Source organism: Streptomyces sp. SCL15-4, assembly GCF_033366695.1.
Lineage (GTDB): Bacteria > Actinomycetota > Actinomycetes > Streptomycetales > Streptomycetaceae > Streptomyces.
Map to the genome: position 1 here is coordinate 7,448,477 of NZ_JAOBTQ010000001.1, position 18,512 is coordinate 7,466,988.

Here is an 18,512-nt window from a genome sequence, read left to right on the forward strand (position 1 = left end):
CGTCAGTGTCCGGGCCGGGCGTACAGATCCGGGCGGGGAGCCGGTTCGACGGGCACCCGGGTGCCCGTCTCCAGGGACCGCACGCCCGCCTCGGCGACCAAGGACGCGGCGTACCCGTCCCAGGCGCCCGGACCGGTGACCTCGCCGCGCCGGGTGGCGTCGACCCAGGCCCGCACCTCGCGGTCGTAGGCGTCGGCGAACCGGACGAGATAGTCCCGCGCCACCTCCTCGCGGGCGCCGTCCGCGGTGGTGACCACCATGGTGTGCGCCTCGCCGATCCGCGCGCTGCCCGCCTCGCACACGGCCTCGCAGCGCACCTGGTAGCCGAAGCCGCAGTTGACGAAGACCTCGACGTCCACCAGGGCCCCCGACTCGGTCTCGAACAGCACGAACTGCGGATCGAGCAGGCCCTCGGGCGCGCGCGAGGACGGCGTGGGCCGCAGCACGGTGACCGCCGTCAGCTCCTGCCGGAGCAGCCACCGGGCCGCGTCGATCTCGTGCGACACCGAGCTGTTGATCAGCATCGCGCTGGTGAAGCCGCCGGGCGAGGAGACGTTGCGGTGCGTGCAGTGCAGCATCAGGGGCCGGCCCAGACCGCCGCCGTCCAGCAGCGCCTTCAGCCGCAGGTACTCGGCGTCGTAGCGGCGCATGAAACCGATCTGCGCCAGCCGGCGGCCGAGTGCCGCCTCGGCCTCCACGACGCGCAGGGCACCGGCGGAGTCCGGCACCATGGGCTTCTCGCACAGGACCGGCAGCCGGCGGGCGAAGGCGCCGAGCAGGGCCTCCTCGTGCGCGGGACCCGGGGACGCGATCAGGACCGCCGCCACGCCGGGCGCGTCGAGCGCGGCCAGCGGATCGGTGTGCACGGTGACGCCGGCCAGCCCGGCCGCCGCAGCCTCGGCCCGGGCGAGGTCGGGATCGGCCACCGCCGCCACCCTGGCGCCGCTGACCACCCGGTCGAGGCGCCGTATGTGGTCCGCTCCCATGTGTCCGGCACCCAGTACCGCCACACCCAGCAGCTCACCCATGCGCGCGCTCCCTTACGCCGACGATCACGCCGTAGCGTACGCGGCGCGCGGGGAGCGCTTGCCGGAAGCGGCCGGGCGCGGCGGCGCTTGCGGCTTCGCGCCGCCGGCGGCCGGCGGAGTGCCTCAGTACCGCAGCACCCCGGCGATGCCGTTCGCGTCGCCCAGTGTGCCGTCCGGGACGAAGCGCACGTCGGCGCCGGTCTCCAGGCACCGCTCGACGATCTCGTCCACGATGTCGTCGCGGGCGTCCAGGTCCCCGGACTCGGCCGGCTCCAGGTGGTCGCCGATCTCGCGGACGGTCGCGCGGTAGTCCTCCTCGACGGCGAGCAGCCGGACGCGGCCGTCCCGGGCGCTTTGCCACAGCTCGTCCACCCCGGCCGCGTAGGTCCTGCGCCCGCGGGCCGCGGTGAGTTCCCGTGCGACGGCCGCGGCGTCGCGGCGCGACTCCTCCTCCAGGACCGGCCGGACGGCCTGCCACACCGCCTCCGGACCGGCGTGGGCGAGCCCGCCGTGCGGCACCGGCACGCCGCACCGCGCGACGCCGCCGGCCTCCTCCATCAGGGACAGCGCCGCCTGCTCGCCGGTGAGGTACAGCGGCCGGGGCCAGGCCCGCAGGATCCTGCTCATGGCGGTGTCCGCGTCGCGCAGGAACCGGCGCGTGTCCTCGTCGCGGAAGGTGCTCGGCTGGTCGCCGATCCGCATCAGCCGCTCGGCGTCGAAGTTCTCCCGGGCGCGGATCAGCGGGAAGCCGCCCGTGTGCTCCTCGACGACCCGGCCGGCGCCGCCGTTCCACAGCGTGACGCGGTCGGCGGAGAGCGTCAGCACCCAGAAGGGCCGTTCGGCGGCATGGGCCGACACCAGGTTGCGGGTGAGGAAGGTGTCCGACAGCACCACCCGCTCGGGCACGGGCCGGGCGAGGGACCACACCTGGTGCTCACCCGGCGCGGCGAAGATCACCAGACCGTCCTCGGGGTGTGTCAGGTCCACCTCCGCGAGGGCGCGGTCGAGTTGTGCCTCGACGTCGGCACGCCGTTCGCGGGTGACGGCCGGGTCGGACTCCAGGCGCCGGCGCGCCTCGGTCAGCGCGTTGCGCAGCCGGACCTGGTCCTGGCCGTCGCCGCGTTGCCGGCGGTGCGTCGGCGTCAGCACGGAGACCGCCGGATAGGGGCGCGGGCGGCGCAGTTCGGCGAGGGTCGCGGGACTCAGTGCGTGCTCCATGACAGAACGATAGGGCGGAATCACCTTTACGGCATTCGGGGTAATCCGGGCCTTCGCGTACACCCCTGTCCGCTCCCGGGCGCCTCCGCCGCGAGCCCCCGTGCCGACGCCGTCCTCCTGTCGGAACTTCCTCGCCGGGTTTCTGATCGCGAAGACGTAACACGTCGTTTACTTGAGGAAGTTTTTGCCTGTGGCCGGTTCTTGTCGGCCGAGGTGCGGCAATGTACGGATCCGTGGATTTTGCTGAGGCAAAACGCGGCCGAAACCGTGACGCGGATACCCGTCCGGTGTTTCCGGCGCGTTGACTCGGCCGGACGTCCGATGGACTCTCGATATAGATGCTCGATACAACTGGTTTGCCCGGCCGGCCCTCCGTACCCGAGGAAAACGCAGGTGAGCGGTGGTCTGCCGGCGGCCGGAGGCAGGAGGTAGCGCATGTGCGGCATCACCGGATGGGTCTCCTTCGACCGTGATCTGACCACGGAGACCGCCGCTGTCGACGCGATGACCGAGACGATGGCCTGCCGGGGCCCGGACGACCGCGGCACCTGGAGTGAGGGCCCCGCCGCCCTGGGACACCGCCGGCTCGCCATCATCGACCTGCCCGGCGGCCGCCAGCCGATGTCCGTGCCCACCCCCGAAGGCACCGTCGCCCTGGTCTACTCCGGCGAGGCGTACAACTTCACCGAACTGCGCCGGGAACTCACCGACCGCGGCCACCGGTTCACCACCGACTCCGACACCGAGGTGGTGCTGCACGGCTATCTGGAGTGGGGCGACGCGGTCGCCGAACGGCTCAACGGCATGTACGCGTTCGCCGTGTGGGACGGCCGGCGGGACAAGCTGGTCATGATCCGCGACCGCATGGGCATCAAGCCCTTCTACTACTACCGCACGCCCGACGGCGTCCTGTTCGGCTCCGAGCCCAAGGCGATCCTCGCCAACCCGCTGGCCCGGGCCCGCGTCACCCTGGACGGCCTGCGCGAGCTGTTCGTCATGATCAAGACGCCGGGGCACGCGGTCTGGGACGGCATGGCCGAGGTGGAACCCGGCACCGTCGTCACCGTCGACCGCTCCGGCCTGTCCACCCGCGTGTACTGGAGCCTGGAGACCCGCCCGCACACCGACGACCGCGACACCACCATCGCCACCGTGCGCTCGCTCCTCGACGACATCGTGCGCCGCCAGCTGGTCGCCGACGTGCCGCGCTGCACCCTGCTCTCCGGCGGGCTCGACTCCTCGGCCATGACCGCGCTCGCCGCCCGGCAGCTCGCCGTCCACGGCGAGAAGGTGCGCAGCTTCGCCGTCGACTTCGCGGGCCAGGCCGACAACTTCGTCGCCGACGAACTGCGCGGCACGCCCGACACGCCCTTCGTGCACGACGTGGCCCGGCTCGCCGGCACCGAGCACCAGGACATCGTGCTCGACACCGACGCCCTCTCCGACCCCGGTGTCCGCGAGCGGGTGATCCGGGCCCGCGACCTGCCGTCCGGCCTCGGCGACATGGACAGTTCGCTGCTGCTGCTCTTCCGCGCGATCCGCGAGAAGTCCACCGTCGCCCTGTCCGGCGAGTCCGCCGACGAGGTGTTCGGCGGCTATCTGCAGTTCTTCGACGAGGAGGCGCGCCACGCCGACACCTTCCCGTGGCTGACCACCATGGGCCGCCACTTCGGCGAGGACGCCGACGTGGTGCGCAGTGACATAGCCAAGGCCCTCGACCTCGAAAGCTATGTGGCCGACGGCTACCGCACCGCCGTCGCCGGCATCGACCGGCTGGACGGCGAGAGCGACTTCGAGTACCGGATGCGGCGGATGAGCCATCTGCACCTCACCCGCTTCGTGCGCATGCTGCTCGACCGCAAGGACCGCATGAGCATGGCCGTCGGCCTGGAGGTGCGGGTGCCGTTCTGCGACCACCGGCTGGTCGAGTACGTCTACAACACGCCGTGGGCCCTGAAGTCCTTCGACGGCCGGGAGAAGAGCCTGCTCCGGGAGGCGACGGCGGACCTCCTGCCGAAGTCGGTGTACGACCGGGTGAAGAGTCCCTATCCGTCCACCCAGGACCCCGGGTACGCCCGCGCGCTCCAGGAGCAGGTCAAGGAGCTGCTGGCCCGGCCCTCCCACCCCGTGTTCGACCTGCTCGACCGGGACCGGGTACGGGAGGCCTCCGAACGCGACACGCCGGTCAGCACCCAGGCGGCCCGGCGCGGCCTGGAACGCGCCCTGGACCTCGCCGGGTGGCTGGACCTGTACGCGCCCGAGCTGGTGCTCGGCTGAGCCGGGTGCTCAGTCCAGCCCGATGATCCGGTCCGCGGCCCGCGCCGTCGGCTGCCACCAGGTGGTCACCGGCTCCCAGACGAGCACCTGCCGTCCGGTGCCGAGCCGGCCGGGGCCGAAGGAGCGGCCCCAGTGCGCGGCCGAGGCCGCCACCGTGACCGAGTCCGCCCGGCGGGCCTGCGGGTCCGCCGGGTCGGCGATGGTCCGCACGGCGGCGTAGGCGGTCCCGCCCGCCGCCAGCCGGTGGTCGCCGGTGCCGCCCTCGGGCAGCGGCAGCGCGGCCCCGTCCAGGTCGCCGAAGGTCACCGTGGGCACGCGGTCGACGAGGCAGGCGCGGGCGGTGTGGTTGGTGACGCTGACCCGCAGCACGGCCGGGTGGCCGGTGACGGCCTTCGCCTGTACCGTCAGCGCCCGCTCGGTGCAGCGGACGGTCCGCTCGTGGCCGGCGGCGGCCTGGCTCTGCGGCGCGGTCAGCAGCAGGGCCGCCGCGGCGGCCGAGACGGCGGCGGGTGCGGCGATGGCGGCGCGGATGCGCATGGGATGTCCCCTGTCGTGGTCGGAAGCGGGTTTGCGGCGCGGCCCCCGCCTGCCCTGTCTGACGGCCGGCATGCCCGGGAGGTTGCCCCGGTCCGCGATGGTCGTCCGCGGCGTCGACGCCGGCACCGGGCCGCGGCGGGCACGCGGCGGTCAGCCGGTGCCCTCGGGGCCGGCGGCCGGGGCAGCGTCCGCGGGACAGGAGCCGCCGCCGGCCGGCAGCGTGCCGTAGAGCAGGAAGTCATTGACCTTGTGGTGCACGCACATGGAGGAGGAATACCCGGTGTGGCCCTCGCCCTTGTTGTCCAGCACCACCGCCGAGGGACCCAGCCGGCGGGCGGTCTCCACGGTCCACCGGTACGGCGTCGCCGGGTCACCGCGTGTGCCCACGAGCAGCATCTTCGCCGTGTGCACGTCCTTCACCCGCTCGCGGATGAAATCGGTGCCCGCGGGCCGGCCGTAGCACAGCAGCAGCTGGGTGAGCCGGTAGCGGCCGAAGACCGGCGAGGCGTGGTCGTACGCGGCCCGCAGCGTGCGCATCTCCTCGGTGAGCCGGGCCGCGGCGGGCCGGTCGGGGTCGTCCGCGCAGTTGATCGCCATCAGGGCGGCCGGCAGGTTGTCCGCCGGGACGTCGGCGGCGTCGACCAGTCCGCCGTCCGCCGGTCCGCCGTCCGCGCGGTGCCGGTCGCGGGGCGCCGGGCCGGTGCGGTCCGCGGCGTACCGGTCGCGGGGCAGGCCGATGCCGCCCGTGGCGAAGCCGAGGACCCGGCGGGTGTCGCCGTCCTCCACCAGCGAGGCCAGCGCGCGTTCCAGCGAAGGCCACGACTGCCTGCTGTACAGGCCCTGTCCGAGGGCGCCCACCAGGTCCTGGCCGCTGAACGAACCGCCGAAGCCCGTCGGCACCGGGTCCCGGTCGAGCGCGCGCACCAGCCGGATCACCTCGTCCCCGGCCCGGCGCCGGTCCTGCCCGAACGGACAGCCGACATCCGCCGTACACCAGTCCAGGAAGTCGTCGAGTGCCGTCTGCTGGCCCTCGGCGCCCGCCAGCCCCTGCTCGGCCGGCGACTCGGTCAGTGTGTCCACGCCGTCCAGGACGAGCCGGCCGGTCCGGTCCGGGAACTGCGCCGCGTACACCGCGCCGAGCCGCGTGCCGTAGGAGAAGCCGAGGTAGTTGAGCTTGCCGTCGCCGAGCGCCTGGCGGATCACGTCCAGGTCGCGGGAGGCGTTCACGGTGCCGATGTGGGGCAGCACCGGGCCGGAGTTGCGGGCGCATTCCTCGGCCACCTGCCGCAGCTGCCGGAACAGTTCCCGCGACCGGCCGGCCTCCGAGTCCTGCCTCGGCACCGCGGGAACCGCGACGCCGCCCTCGCCGCAGCTGACGGGGGAGGAGCGGCCGACGCCGCGCGGGTCGAAGGTGACCACGTCATAGCCGTTGGTCAGATCCATGAACTGCCGTCCCTGGGAGGCCAGTTCCGGAATACCGGCGCCGCCCGGGCCGCCGAAGTTGAGCACCACCGAACCGTGTGACGTGCCCGTCGCGCGGTAGCGGGCCAGCGCCACGTCCAGCGTCCCCGCGTCCGGCCGGGCGTAGTCGAGCGGGACGGTGACCTTCGCGCACTGCAGGTCCTCGGGCATGTCCGGACCCTGGCAGGCGGCCCACACCGGGTGCTGCCGGTAGAAGCGGGTGAGGTCCGGCTGCGGCCGGTCGGCGGCGGTCGCGGGCAGCGCCGCTCCGAGCAGCGCCAGGGCGAGCGCCGAGGCGCCCGCGCAGCGCCGCACGCCGGGCCGTGTGGACAGCATGGCCAGCATCGATCGCCTCCCGGGGCGCGCCCGCCACGGACCGGGGACGGCGCCCTCGGATCACCATAAGCGGACCCCTCCGGGCCCGCCTCCCGGCGGGCGGCCCGGCGCCGGCCGTCGTATCCTGCGCACCCTGCGTGCCCGATCGTGATCATTCGGGCGGCTTCACGGCAGTTCGATAACAGTGCCGCTCGATGGGGTGAAAGACCGATAAGCCACAACTCGGATGGTTCAACTGCGTTTTAGGTGGTGCGGGTGAGTGCTCGCGCGATGTCTGGAAGGCAGGGAACCTATGAGACGGGCCACCCGAAACGGTGTGATCGCGGTCGCCGCCGCGTCCGGCGCGATGGCCGTGGCGCTCCCGGTGTCCGCCGCCTTCGCGGCCGACGGGGCCGGCGCCCGGGGCGCGGCAGCAGGCTCACCCGGGCTGCTCTCCGGCAACGGCGTCCAGCTCCCGGTGGACGTGCCGGTGAACGTCTGCGGCAACACGGTCGACCTCGTGGGACTGCTCAACCCGGCCGCCGGCAACGCCTGCGCGAACACCGGCAAGAAGCGGTCCGACGGCACGGGACCGGGCGCGTCCGCCCACGGCGGCGCGGCGGGCTCGCCCGGCGCGGTCTCGGGCAACGGCGTCCAGCTCCCCGTCGACCTGCCGGTGAACATCACCGGCAACAGCGTCGACGGGGTCGGCGTGGGCAACCCGGTGTTCGGCAACCAGTCGGTCAACGGCCCCGGCGACACTTCCCGCCCCGCCCCGCGTCCCCCCGTCCGGCACACTCCCGCGCCGAAGCCCCGGGCCCCGAAGCCGCAGGCCCCCGCCCCGTCCCGGCCCGCCCCGCGCCCGACCGTGTCCACGCTGGCCCACACCGGAGCGGACGCCGCCGCCCCCGCCGCGGCCGCCGGCGCCCTGCTCGTCGCAGCGGGCACCATCCTCTACCGCCGCTTCCGCCCGGCCCGCGACGCCTAGGGCACGAACGCGGGGCCCGGGGAGCCGCCTCCCGCGACGGTGACCGTGAGGTGGACGGCCTCCGGGCGTACCGTCTCGCGCGCCGGGTCCGCTGCCCGCGGCCGTGACGGCGAGGCGAGCACGCTCCGGGCCGCCGGCTCAGATGACGATGCCGCTGCCGGCGAGTCGCTGCGAGGCGGACGGACGTCCCTGCCGCCGCTACCTGTGACGGTGACCGTGGGGTGGACGTGCTCCGGGCCGCCGGCTCAGGTCGTGAGCTGGACCGGCGTGCCTGCCGCCGTTGCCCGCGACGGTGACCACAAGACGGAGACGGGCGCTCCCGGCCCCGCACCCCTCGCCGACGCTGCCGGCGTCGTCCCCCGGGCCGATGGCCCCCGCGCCGCCTCCCGCGAGCCGTACGGAGTCCGAGCCGCCCCCCCACATGACGGCGGACCGTCGTACGCGTACGCCCCGTCTCCCCGTGGCGTCACCCCCGTTGATCCGGAAGGATGCTGCCGGCGGCCGGCCGGCGGCCGTGCCGTACGACAGCCCGACCCCGACGGAAACGGAGCGCACCGATGACCCCTGCGGCCCCCCAGGACCTCGTCGTCACCCAGGCCACCCTCGCCGACTGGCCGGTGATCAGCGGGTGGGCGGCGGCGGAGGGCTGGGACCCCGGACTGTCCGACGGGCCCGCGTTCTTCGCCCAGGACCCCGACGGGTTCTTCCTCGGCCGGATCGACGGGGAACCGGTCTCCGCCGTCTCCGTGGTGAACCACGGAGACGGCTTCGCCTTCCTCGGCTGCTACCTGGTCCGCCCCGGCCTGCGCGGCCAGGGGCACGGTCTGACCACCTGGAAGACCGCGCTGGCACACGCCGGGAGCCGGACCGTCGGCCTGGACGGAGTCGTCGCCCAGCAGGACAACTACCGCCAGTCCGGTTTCCGCTTCGCCCACCGCACCATCCGGTTCACCGGCCCCGCCCCCGCGGCCGAGCCGCCCGCCGGCGTCCGCCCGGCCGGCCCCGCGGACCTCGCCGCGATCACCGCCTACGACAGCGCCTGCCACCCCGCCGACCGTCCCCGGTTCCTCGCCGCATGGCTCACCACACCCGGCCACCAGGCCGTCGTCCGCGAGAACGACGGCCGCCTGACCGGCTACGGCGTGCTCCGCCCCGGCCACGACACCCTGCGCATCGGCCCCCTCTTCGCGGACACCGCCGCCGACGCCCGCGCCCTGTTCGCCGCCCTCACCGCCGACGTGACCGGCCGGGAGGTCGCGATCGACGTGCCCGAGCCGAACACGGCCGGCACCGCCCTCGCCGAACAGGCCGGACTGCGGCCCTCGTTCGAGACCGCCCGCATGTACACCGGCCCGGTGCGCGCCTACGCCCAAGAGCGGGTGTTCGGCGTCACCACGCTCGAACTCGGCTGACCCTCAGCCGAGCCGGGACCGACCGGAGTGGAAGCGGCGGTGCAGCTCCCGCACCTCGTCCACCAGCTCCGGCACCGGCCCCGCCACGGCCACCCCGGGCGCGACGTCCCGCACCGGAAGAGTCCGCACGGGCGGTGCGGGCACGCCCAACTCGGCCAGCAGTCCGGACAGTTGCGCGGAGGAGAGGACGTACACGATCCGGCCGAGCCCCACCCAGGCGTGCGCCGCCGCGCACATCGGGCAGTGCTCGCCGGAGGTGTAGACGGTCGCCGCCGCCCGCTCCTCGGGCGTCAGACGCGCCGCCGACCAGCGGGCCAGCTCGAACTCGGGGTGCCGGGTGTGGTCCCCGCCCGCCACCCGGTTGCGGTCCTCCGCCAGCACGGTGCCGTCACCGGCCACGAGCACCGACCCGAAGGGCTGGTCACCGGCCTCCAGCGCCTCCTCGGCCAGCTCCACACAGCGGCGCAGATACCGCAGTTCACCATCGCGCACCATCGGCTCACCTCCGTACCCCATGATCCCCGGCCGGGCGCGTTGCGGCCACCGCGTTCGGTTCGGCCGGCGCTTCCGCCACCGGGGCGCCGGCGCGCCGCACGGCCGGGAAGGCGCGCCGGAGCGCGCCGGAGCGCCACCGGAACCCCCTGTTCACCCGCCCTCTCCGCCATGTACATTTCAGCCAACCGACGCGTGGACGACACCCCAAGCCGGTTCTACGCGCGCAGACTTGGCGCCCGCACCGCCTCTCCCCACCCTTCATGGAGGTTCGACGGATGCTCGGATCGAGACGATCCCGCCGCAGCGGCACCACCGCCCTGGCCGGTGCGGCGCTGCTGCTCACCTCGGTCGCCGTACAGGTCGGCACCGGCACTCCCGCGCACGCGGCTACCACCCACCGCATCCTGTTCGACAACGCCCACGCCGAGACCGCCGGCAACGCCGACTGGATCATCTCCACCAGCCAGCCCGACCCGCTCGGCCAGGACTCCTCCCCGTCCGCCGAGACCGACTGGACCGGAGCCCTGTCCTCCTGGGGCGTCGCGCTGCAGAAGACCGGGAACTACAGCCTGAAGACGCTGCCGTCCGGCTCCAGCCTCGGCTACGGCTCCACCTCCGCCACCGACCTGTCGAACTTCGACACGCTCGTCCTGCCCGAGCCCAACACGCTCTTCACCAGCGCCGAGAAGACGGCGATCATGAACTTCGTCAAGAACGGCGGCGGACTGTTCATGATCTCCGACCACACCGGGGCCGACCGCAACAACGACGGCTACGACGCGGTCGAGATCTTCAACGACCTGATGACGAACAACGGCGTCGACTCCACCGACCCGTTCGGCTTCTCCGTCGACTCGCTGAGCATCGGCTCCGACCACCCCTCCGCGATCGGCGACAGCACCGACCCGGTGCTGCACGGCTCCTTCGGCACCGTCACCAAGAGCCTGATCGCCAGCGGTACGACCGCCACCCTCAAGCCCGCCGACAACCCCGGCGTCAAGGGCCTGCTCTACCGCACCGGTTACTCCCAGAACACCGGCGCCTTCTTCGCCACCAGCACCTTCGGCAGCGGCCGGGTGGCCTTCTGGGGCGACAGCTCCCCGGTCGACGACGGCACCGGCCAGTCCGGCAACACCCTCTACGACGGCTGGAACGACTCCACCGCCACCAACGCGGCCCTCGCGCTCAACGCCACCGAGTGGCTGTCCGGCGCGAGCGGCACCGGCACCGGCGGCGGCTCGACGAGCTGCGCCGCCGCCCAGCTCCTCGGCAACAACGGCTTCGAGTCCGGCAGCACCGTCTGGACCACCACCAGCGGTGTCATCACCGACTCCACCAGCCGCGCCGCCCGTTCGGGCTCCTACTACGCCTGGCTCGACGGCAACGGCACCGCCGGCACCGACACCCTCGCCCAGTCGGTGACCCTGCCGTCCGGCTGCTCGGCCAGGCTCGGCTTCCAACTCCACGTGGACACCGCCGAGACCACCACCAGCACGGCCTACGACACCCTCAAGGTCCAGGTCCTGAACGCGTCCGGCACGGTGCTGCGCACCCTGGCGACGTACTCCAACCTCGACGCCGCCTCCGGCTACACCCAGCGCGCCTTCGACCTCGGCGGCTTCGCCGGGCAGACCGTGACCCTGAAGTTCACCGGCACCGAGGGCTCCAAGTACCAGACGTCGTTCGTCGTGGACGACACCGCGCTCGACGTGAGCTGAGCCGGTGAAACGGAGGCGGCCCGTGCGCCGGGGCCGCCTCCGCTCGCATCAGGACGCCGGTACCGTCGTCGGCGGCGTGTTCCAGCCGGAGACCCGCACGCGCGGCGCCGAGCCGCGCAGATCGGCCGTCCGGTAGGTGGCGGTCAGCGTCACCGACTCACCCGGCCACAGGCTCACCTGGTTGTCCGACCAGCGCACCGGCAGCACCGGCTTGCCCTCCGCGCCCACCATGTCGACGTCCGTCAGCAGCGCCGGGGCCGTGCCGCGCCCGTGGCGCCGCAGGGTCACCGTGGTGGTCGACACGCCCTCCGACGCCCGGGTGACCGCCGTCGCCGACACCGGCACCCGGGCCATCGAGGCCAGCCCGGTGAGGTCGGCGTACTCCGTCGTCGGGGTGTAGTACCAGGTGGTGTCGTCCCAGTCGAGGGTGTCGGGCCGGGTGGAGAGCCAGTACACGTTCCGGCTCACCTCCTTGCCGTGCGCGTCCGTCAGCACCAGCCGCAGCAGATGGGTGCGCGACTCCCCGTCCACCGAGGCCGGCAGGGTCAGCGCGGTGGCGCGCGCCCCGCCGCCGTCCACCGTCACGCCTGCGGCGCTCTCGTCGTACCTGCGCGTGCCGTCGGGGTCGAACAGCGTGGCCCGCGCGGTGAGGCCCCGGGCCGCGGCGGTGCGGTTGTTCACCACCACGACGGAGCGGTCGTCGTAGGAGAACTGCACGTGCAGCGGCTCGTTCGCCTTCTTCGCGCCGAAGTAGGCGCCGTTCTGGTCCAGGTAACGGTCCGTCAGCTGCCAGTGCAGGGACGGCCAGCCGCTGTTGAACATCCAGTGGACGACCCCGGTGGCGGGCCGCTCGGCGTCGGTCGCGTTGCGCCGGTACGCCTCGAACTGGGCGCGCACGGTCTCGTACTGGGCCAGCTGGGCCTTGCGCACATAGTCGGCGAGACTCGTCGGAGCGCCGTAGCGGCCGGCGAGCGCCTCGTCGTAGATCTTGAGCGTGCCGAAGGTGAGGGACGGCGAACGGTGGTACTGGCGGGCCTCCGGATCCTTCCACAGGGTGTCGAGTTCGGCCGGTGTCATCATCCGGCGCAGGGTGTCGAGGGTCGGGATGCTCGGGCCCGCGCTGGTCTCGGAGTTGAAGCCGGTGGCTCCGCCCTCCTGCTTGGCGTACCAGTAGCCGGGCGGCACCCAGTCGTAGGGGCCCGTCATCTTCATGCCCGAGTCGCCGAGCCGTGGGGAGGACGTGTCGGAGGCGGCGGGGACCACGGGGACGGGCCAGTCGGCCGCTTCCAGGGCGTCCAGGTAGCTGCGCTCGATCGTCGCGTCCGGCGCGGCGTCGCTGCCGATCAGGAACGACAGCATGCTCGGGTGGTCGCGCAGCCGGGCGGCCTCGGCGGCCATGGAGGCCTTCGCCACGGCGTGGTCGGTGGCGGACCACGGCTCGCCGGACCCGTTGGGGTTGACGTCGCCCTCCCACTTGTCGCAGCACTCCCAGCCCGGCAGCGCGAGCACGCCGTAGCGGTCGGCGAGGTCGAAGAACTCGTCCGGCTCCAGGTGGCCCTCCAGGCGGAGGGTGTTCAGGCCCAGGTCGAGGGCGTACTTCAGACGGTCCTCGGTGTAGGCGCGGTCCCAGCGCAGGAACTCGTCCGGGGACCAGCCGCCGCCCTTGATGAGCAGCGCGCGGCCGTTGACGCGGTACTGGCGGTCGCCGTCGGAGTTCAGCGGGGCCCGCACGTCGCGGATGCCGAAGGTCTCGTGCGCGGTGTCCGAGGGCCTGCCGGCCACGGTGGCGGTGAGGTCCAGGTCGTACAGCGGCTGCTTGCCCATCCCGGCCGGCCACCACACCCTGGGGCGGGTGAGACGCAGGCCGGGGACGTCGGCGGGGGAGAAGGAGAGCGTCTTCGACTCGTGCGCGCCGAGCGTCACCGTCCGGGCGAACCGGGTCCCGGCGGCGCTGCCGGTGACCTCCGTGGTGACCGCGCTGCCCGTGTCGTTGCGGACCAGGGCCCGCACCGTCAGTTCGGCGGTGGCGAGCGAGGGCACCGCCAGCCTGGTGACGACGTGCGCGTCGCGCAGCGCGACCGGCCCGCCCCGGCGCACCAGCACGTCCCGCACCAGGCCCATGTTCCGGTCGGGCGGCGGCTGGAGCCAGTCGAGCCAGCCCATGGTCAGGTCCCGGTTCGGATCGTTGGGCCGCACCCGGAAGGCGACCGTGTTCGTGCCCGGCCTGACCGCCGAGGTGATGTCCAGCTCATGGCGGGTGTAGGCGCCGGTGACCCGCGAGGCAGGTGCCACCAGGCGGCCGTTCACATACACGTCGGCCGCCGAGACGACGCCGCTGAAGTCCAGGAAGGTGCGCCGCGTGGTGTCCTCGACCGCGAAGTCCGAGCGGTACCACCACGGCACCTCGAAGTCGGCCCGCGGGATCTGCCGCTGGTGGGTGGAGCGGAACGGGTCGGCGTACACGCCGTTCGCCAGCAGCGCGGCCAGCACGGTGGAGCGCGGGCCCGCCGGATACCAGTTCCGCGCCGGATAGCCGGGGGACGACACGGCCGCCGCCGAGTCGGTCACCTTCGCGGCCGACTGGATGACATAGCCGGACAGCGCGGTGGTGGCGCCCGCGGCGGCGGGCACGGGAGTGATCCGGCCGGGCCGGTGCGGCTCGGTCGCCTCTCCGCGCCCGGCCCAGGCGCCGGTGGTCAGGGCGCCGCCCAGGGCGAGAAGCGCCGCGGCGGCCAGGGGGAGCCGGCGGGTGGGGCGAGCGAACACGGCGGTCTCCAGCCTCGTAAAGTTAGGAAACTTTACTAACCTAAGTCACGCTAGGTCGCGTCCCGGACACTGTCAACGAGCCTCGCGGAGACCGGCACGGGACGCCGCCGGCTTGGGCAGGATCGTTTCACCGTCGCGGGTCTGACGGATGGTCAGTCACCGCCGGGCGCCTCGGCCCCCCGTCGTGTCAGGAGTCCCCATTGTCCGGTAGCCCGCCACCCACCGGTGGCTTCGTCCGCCGTGTCGGCCTGTTCCAGGCCACGGCGATCAACATGAGCCAGATGTGCGGCATCGGCCCGTTCGTGACGATCCCGCTGATGGTCACCGCGTTCGGCGGCCCGCAGGCGGTCATCGGCTTCGCCGCGGGCGCGGTCCTGGCCCTGTGCGACGGGCTGGTCTGGGCCGAGCTGGGCGCCTGCCTGCCCGGCTCCGGCGGCAGTTACGTCTATCTGCGCGAGGCCTTCCGGCACCGCACCGGCCGCCTGATGCCCTTTCTGTTCGTGTGGACGGCGATGCTGTTCATCCCGCTGATCATGTCCACGGGTGTGGTCGGCCTCGTCCAGTACCTCGGCTACCTCGCCCCCGGCCTCGGACGGACGGCCGGCGACCTCACCGGCCTCGGCGTCATCGCCCTGGCGGTGCTCCTGCTCTGGCGCGGCGTCGAGCACATCGCCCGGATCACGGCCGTGATGTGGGCCGTGATGCTCACCTCTGTGCTGCTGGTGATCATCGCCGCGGCCACCCACTTCAGCCCGCACATGGCCTTCACCTACCCGGCGGGCGCATTCCATGTGACGAGCACCCACTACTGGCCCGGTTTCGCCGCGGGCCTCACCATCGGCATCTACGACTACCTCGGCTACAACACCACCGCCTACATGGGCGCCGAGATCAAGGACCCCGGCCGGACCCTGCCGCGCTCCGTGCTCTTCTCGATCCTCGGCATCATGGCGATCTACCTGCTGCTCCAGATCGGCACGCTCGGCGTGGTCGACTGGCACCGGATGACCGACCCGCAGGACATCGCCTCCACCTCGGTGGCCTCCGCGGTGCTGGAGGACACCTGGGGCGCGGGAGCGGCGGACACGGTGACGGCGCTGATCCTCGTGACCGCGTTCGCCTCCGTCTTCACCGGCCTGCTCGGCGGCTCCCGCGTGCCCTGTGACGCCGCCCGCGACCGCGTCTTCTTCCGCCCCTACGCGAAGCTCCACCCCAGGCACCGATTCCCGGTGTACGGCCTGGCCACCATGGGCGTGATCACCGCCGTCGGCTTCCTGGTCGGCCGGCACACCGACCTCGCCACCCTGATCCAGCTGCTCACGACGGTGATGGTGATCGTGCAGGCGCTGGCCCAGATCGTCGCGCTGACGGTGCTGCGCCGGCGCCGGCCGGACCTGCCCCGGCCGTACCGGATGTGGCTGTATCCCGTGCCGAGCGTCGTCGCCTTCGCCGGCTGGTGCGTGATCTACGGCTACGCCGACCACAACGCCCCGGGCCGCCGTCCCGTCGAGTGGTCCCTGGCCTGGCTGGCCCTCGGCTGCGTGGCCTTCCTGGTGTGGGCGCGACGCGAGAGGGTCTGGCCGTTCGGCCCGAAGGAGACCGGCGAAGAGGCCGGCGAGCGGCACAACGCCCTTGAGATGAGCTAGAGTTGCGGACACCACCTCCCCGGCCGGACCGCGATCCGCCGGGGACGCTGTCGTTCATGACCGACAACACGACCGCGGACCTCGCAGTCCGCCCCGCGACCCCCGAAGACCGGCCCGCCGTGGAACGGCTGTGGCTGATGTTCCGTCACGACCTCTCCGAGTTCCGGGGCGGCCTGCCCGCCGCCGACGGCACGTTCCGCAGCGAGTGGGTGACGTCCGCCTTCACCGGGCCCGGCTGGGCACCGTACCTGCTGACCTGTGACGGCCACCCGGCCGGGCTGGCCTTCGTCCGCGGGCTCGACGGGCCGGTACGCATACTGAACAGCTTCTTCGTGGTGCGCGGCGCCCGGCGCCGGGGCATCGGGCTGCGGGCCGCGCGCGAGGTGCTCACCCGGCACCCCGGGCGGTGGGAGGTCGCCTTCCAGGACGACAACCCGGCAGCCGCGCGCTTCTGGCCGCGGGTCGCCGCGGACCTCGCCGGCGAGGCCTGGACCCGCGAGCCGCGCCCGGTGCCGGGCCGGCCCGACCTGCCGCCGGACGTGTGGATCTCCTTCACCGTGCCGGCCGCCGGACCCGGCGCGGGCCTTTGACACGCAGCTGATCGCCTCGCGAACCCGAGCGGCACGGTACGGCGGGGCCGGAAGGGAGGCACCACCTCGTGTCCCGCGCGGCGACGAGCCGAGGAAGCCATGACCGGCACACCGGTTTCGAGTACGCCGTCCATGTCGCCGGCACACCCGAGCGGGTCCGGGAGGCGCCCACCGGCGCCGACGTGACGGCCGTCTGCCGGGGCACCGGAACGTCTCCGACCGGCGGCCCGGTTGCCGCCGGGAGCAGGTGCGCACCGACGGCGCCGGCGTCGCCGACGCGGCCGGCCGGGTGGTGGCGGGCGAGCCGCCGGTCCGGCTGGCGACCACCCGGGCCGCGCCCGGCGAGAAGGACCGGTCCTCCCGGGCCGCCTCCGCGCTCCGCCCGTAGGGGGACATCGTCCGGCCGGCCCTCACCCACGAGGGACTCGGCGGCGAGGACGAACGGCCGGCCGTCGCGTCCGGCCGGCCGTGCTGTCCCGCCTCAAGTCGCCGCCGGAGACCGGGGCGGCAGCCGCCACAGGAGCCCTGGCGGGTGCCGGCCGGCCGACGGCGGCGCACGGAGGCCGGTGTCGGGCGGGGCTCGGCGGAGTGCCGCCGCGGTGGCATGTCCTCGCCGATCGTGGGCAAGCGGATCAGCACAACACGTACATTCCGTCCGGGCCGGTGCAGCAGGAGGTGGCCGCCGTCATGAGTGCGAGGGTGCTGGAGCGTTTTCCCGCCGGAGCTCCGCGTGGTTCATGGCCCGCAGAGGAGTTCGCCGCCGCCCGACGCGCCGAGGGTGAACCGGCGACCGTGGTGATGGACCTGAAGTCGGACGCCTTCCTCGTGGTGGTCGAGGGGCAGGAGGAGGACGGCGGGTCCTGAGGCCCGGCCCGTCCGGGCCCTGGGACCCCGCCGGCGGGCGACCGCCGTGGACCGCGCGGGTCCGCGATGCGAGAACGACCGGGATCTCCTTGACGGTTGTCGCGGGCTGCTGCCACGATCGATGGCATGACCATGCGACTGGACCTCACGCGGCGACGCCATGTCGATCTCGCGCGCGTCTCCAGCGCCTGCTGTCGCGCCGCGGTCTGATCCGCCACCCCTTCCTTCCCCTCCGGGCCTCGGCACACCCGGGATCCCCGTCGCCGTCCGACGGGTGAGGTGTGCCGTCGTCCCGTCGAGTGGTTGGCGCACCAGGGGTTCCGCGTGCCCGGTCCGGCTCGGGAGGCGGCGCTCCCGACCGACTTCCCTCCGGGCGTCCGGCTCGCGTACGGCCGTCCGGCGCACCCCAGAAACGAGACACCCATGGCCACCGTCCTGTCCGTCTCCGGCAGCCCCTCCGCCTCCTCCCGCACCAGTCTCCTGCTGCGCCACCTGGACCGGCGGCTCGTCACCCAGGGGCACGAGGTGATCCCGCTCGACGTCCGCGCCGTCCCGGCCGAGGCCCTGCTCGGTGCGGACTTCCGGCACCCCGCCATCGTCGAGGCCACCGAGCTGTTCGCCCGCGCCGACGGCGTCGTGGTCGGCACCCCCGTCTACAAGGCGTCGTACTCCGGTGTGCTCAAGGCGCTGCTGGACCTGCTCCCGCAGTACGCGCTCACCGGCAAGACCGTGCTGCCGCTGGCCACCGGCGGCTCCCGGGCACATGTCCTCGCCATCGACTACGCCCTGCGGCCGGTGCTGAACTCCATGGGTGCCGCGCACATAGTCCAGGGCTGGTTCACCCTCGACAAAGACATCACCGTGCGGGAGGACGGCTCTCTGACCGTCGCACCGGCCACCGCCGAGGCCCTGGCACAGGTGGTGGACCAGTTCGCCGCCGCCCTGGACCGCACGCCGGTGCTGGCCGCGACGGCGAGCTGAGCGGACCGGCCGCGGCCGGCGGCGGGGGGTGCGTGCCGGGGCCGGCGGCTGCCGGGCCGGGGCCTGCCGCGTTCCGTGCCGCTCGCCGGCCCGTCGTGTGCCGAAGACACCGCGTTCCGCGCCGGTGGCCGCCCGGTCCGCCGGTGCCGGCCTCACGGGACACCCGCGCCCCGAGCCCGCGGGTACGCGCCCATCCACCCCACGGACCCCAGCGAT

General features: G+C 73.6%; 16 protein-coding genes. 10 read left to right on the forward strand and 6 right to left on the reverse strand.

Annotated features, from left to right (window positions below; translation table 11 throughout):
- Positions 1 to 2 precede the first annotated feature (2 nt).
- Together SCK26_RS33635 and SCK26_RS33640 are read right to left on the reverse strand one after the other, a co-directional pair.
- Positions 3 to 1,028 (reverse strand): Gfo/Idh/MocA family oxidoreductase, encoded by a 1,026-nt coding sequence (locus tag SCK26_RS33635; protein ID WP_318205135.1) that lies wholly within the window; start codon positions 1,026 to 1,028, stop codon positions 3 to 5.
- A gap of 123 nt (positions 1,029 to 1,151) precedes the next feature.
- Complete coding sequence (locus SCK26_RS33640) at positions 1,152 to 2,246, reverse strand: chemotaxis protein (RefSeq protein ID WP_318205136.1); 1,095 nt, start codon at positions 2,244 to 2,246, stop codon at positions 1,152 to 1,154.
- A 435-nt stretch (positions 2,247 to 2,681) separates the two neighbouring features.
- On the opposite strand from SCK26_RS33640, the gene asnB reads away from it, so the two are divergent.
- Positions 2,682 to 4,523: an asparagine synthase (glutamine-hydrolyzing) gene (gene asnB, locus SCK26_RS33645; protein ID WP_318205137.1), complete on the forward strand. Its 1,842-nt coding sequence runs from the start codon at positions 2,682 to 2,684 to the stop codon at positions 4,521 to 4,523.
- A gap of 9 nt (positions 4,524 to 4,532) precedes the next feature.
- Here asnB and SCK26_RS33650 read toward each other — a convergent pair whose 3' ends face one another.
- Both SCK26_RS33650 and SCK26_RS33655 read right to left on the reverse strand, forming a co-directional pair.
- On the reverse strand, positions 4,533 to 5,060 hold the full coding sequence (locus SCK26_RS33650; RefSeq protein ID WP_318205138.1) for a DUF4232 domain-containing protein: 528 nt from the start codon (positions 5,058 to 5,060) through the stop codon (positions 4,533 to 4,535).
- Positions 5,061 to 5,210: 150 nt separating this feature from the next.
- Positions 5,211 to 6,866 carry an alpha/beta hydrolase gene (locus SCK26_RS33655; protein ID WP_318205139.1) on the reverse strand — a complete coding sequence of 552 codons (1,656 nt, stop codon included), beginning with the start codon at positions 6,864 to 6,866 and terminating at the stop codon, positions 5,211 to 5,213.
- Positions 6,867 to 7,149: 283 nt separating this feature from the next.
- Here SCK26_RS33655 and SCK26_RS33660 point away from each other — a divergent pair, with 283 nt between their 5' ends.
- Complete coding sequence (locus SCK26_RS33660; protein WP_318205140.1) at positions 7,150 to 7,824, forward strand: chaplin; 675 nt, start codon at positions 7,150 to 7,152, stop codon at positions 7,822 to 7,824.
- Positions 7,825 to 8,381: 557 nt separating this feature from the next.
- Positions 8,382 to 9,236 (forward strand): GNAT family N-acetyltransferase, encoded by an 855-nt coding sequence (locus tag SCK26_RS33665; RefSeq protein WP_318205141.1) that lies wholly within the window; start codon positions 8,382 to 8,384, stop codon positions 9,234 to 9,236.
- 3 nt (positions 9,237 to 9,239) lie between these two features.
- Here the strand turns inward: SCK26_RS33665 and SCK26_RS33670 are convergent, their stop codons facing one another.
- Positions 9,240 to 9,731, reverse strand: a complete 492-nt coding sequence (locus tag SCK26_RS33670; protein ID WP_318205142.1) for a nucleoside deaminase — start codon at positions 9,729 to 9,731, stop codon at positions 9,240 to 9,242.
- A 275-nt stretch (positions 9,732 to 10,006) separates the two neighbouring features.
- On the opposite strand from SCK26_RS33670, the gene SCK26_RS33675 reads away from it, so the two are divergent.
- Positions 10,007 to 11,449, forward strand: coding sequence for a hydrolase (locus tag SCK26_RS33675; RefSeq protein WP_318205143.1), 1,443 nt, complete (start codon positions 10,007 to 10,009; stop codon positions 11,447 to 11,449).
- 48 nt (positions 11,450 to 11,497) lie between these two features.
- Here SCK26_RS33675 and SCK26_RS33680 read toward each other — a convergent pair whose 3' ends face one another.
- Positions 11,498 to 14,215 (reverse strand): glycosyl hydrolase 2 galactose-binding domain-containing protein, encoded by a 2,718-nt coding sequence (locus SCK26_RS33680; protein WP_318205144.1) that lies wholly within the window; start codon positions 14,213 to 14,215, stop codon positions 11,498 to 11,500.
- Positions 14,216 to 14,415: 200 nt separating this feature from the next.
- On the opposite strand from SCK26_RS33680, the gene SCK26_RS33685 reads away from it, so the two are divergent.
- From SCK26_RS33685 to ssuE, 6 genes are all read left to right on the forward strand, one after another.
- Entirely contained in the window at positions 14,416 to 15,861 is a 1,446-nt protein-coding gene (locus SCK26_RS33685) for an APC family permease (RefSeq protein ID WP_318205145.1), read from the forward strand.
- A gap of 56 nt (positions 15,862 to 15,917) precedes the next feature.
- Complete coding sequence (locus SCK26_RS33690) at positions 15,918 to 16,451, forward strand: GNAT family N-acetyltransferase (protein ID WP_318205146.1); 534 nt, start codon at positions 15,918 to 15,920, stop codon at positions 16,449 to 16,451.
- A gap of 247 nt (positions 16,452 to 16,698) precedes the next feature.
- Entirely contained in the window at positions 16,699 to 16,839 is a 141-nt protein-coding gene (locus SCK26_RS33695; RefSeq protein ID WP_318205147.1) for a hypothetical protein, read from the forward strand.
- 299 nt (positions 16,840 to 17,138) lie between these two features.
- Entirely contained in the window at positions 17,139 to 17,315 is a 177-nt protein-coding gene (locus SCK26_RS33700; RefSeq protein WP_318205148.1) for a hypothetical protein, read from the forward strand.
- A 132-nt stretch (positions 17,316 to 17,447) separates the two neighbouring features.
- The gene (locus SCK26_RS38060) at positions 17,448 to 17,525 is read left to right on the forward strand and encodes a putative leader peptide (protein ID WP_397953445.1); all 78 of its coding nucleotides are present in this window, start codon (positions 17,448 to 17,450) and stop codon (positions 17,523 to 17,525) included.
- 213 nt (positions 17,526 to 17,738) lie between these two features.
- A complete protein-coding gene (ssuE, locus tag SCK26_RS33705; protein WP_318205149.1) occupies positions 17,739 to 18,296 on the forward strand; it encodes an NADPH-dependent FMN reductase in 558 nt (185 codons plus the stop codon).
- Positions 18,297 to 18,512: the final 216 nt, after the last annotated feature.